Annotated in this window: 1 protein-coding gene and 1 pseudogene; both read left to right on the forward strand. The window is 40.6% G+C overall.

Going from position 1 to position 847, the window contains the following annotated elements; translation table 11 throughout:
• Positions 1 to 166: 166 nt before the first annotated feature.
• Positions 167 to 610, forward strand: coding sequence for a YbaK family protein (locus tag ACWHAR_RS25165; RefSeq protein WP_017695889.1), 444 nt, complete (start codon positions 167 to 169; stop codon positions 608 to 610).
• A gap of 59 nt (positions 611 to 669) precedes the next feature.
• Positions 670 to 847: pseudogene (locus ACWHAR_RS25170) on the forward strand (N-acetylmuramoyl-L-alanine amidase CwlD); the annotation flags it as partial.

The raw sequence follows: 847 nt of genomic DNA on the forward strand, positions 1-847 counted from the left end.
GGGGCTGCTTTTTTCATAACTAATTATAGAACGTTTGTTCCAGACCCTGCAGAAAGGTGATTTTTTATCAATTTTACACCTTCATTTGGGCGAATTTCCAACCGAATTCGGGCATTGTTTCATCATCCAAACCTCAAAATAATCGATAAAAGGAGAGTGAATTTATATGGCAGAAGTACTGTCTTTTATGGATGTGAAACGCCAAAAGGATTTTGAATTAGAAAAGAACTTGCTCAAAGAACTCTCTCTGAGACAAATTATCCAGTCTGTTAAGGATTGTTTAGAACCATTATTTCCATTTTTACATGATGAACGAGATATTATTACCGAAGGCTGTATTGATTTTGCTATAGAAGCCTATTTGTTAGGCGGGCGTTTTGGGATATTCGGCTATTACGGAGAATCCATGCATAGTATCAGTGCCCGCTCTGCAAGAGAAGAAGAAGAGCTGCGTATGGAGTTTTTTGATTATCTCTATAATTGGATACACGAGCAATACGCAACATTTGATAAAAACACTGTTTATGAAGCGGCACGCAAGTTCATTAAAGATTGGTGGACAGCAGGGTTTGTTCAAAGAGAAAAACAGTGTAAGCTTCGCATGCGGTAATCATATTTCTCGGCCCTGTCCCATAGTTATGTAATAACGGACAAGCGGGAGGGGAAGGGATGAGGAAAAAGCTTAAATGGCTCAGTTTTTTGCTAGGCTTCATCATATTACTATTTCTGTTCAAGTATCAGTTCAGCAATAACGACTCTTGGAAGCCGTGGAGCCTGCCCTTGAGCGGTAAAATCATTTATCTAGATCCAGGTCATGGCGGGCCTGACGGCGGAGCAGTCGGCGGAA

The sequence above is a fragment of the Bacillus sp. LR--39 genome, from assembly GCF_053613335.1.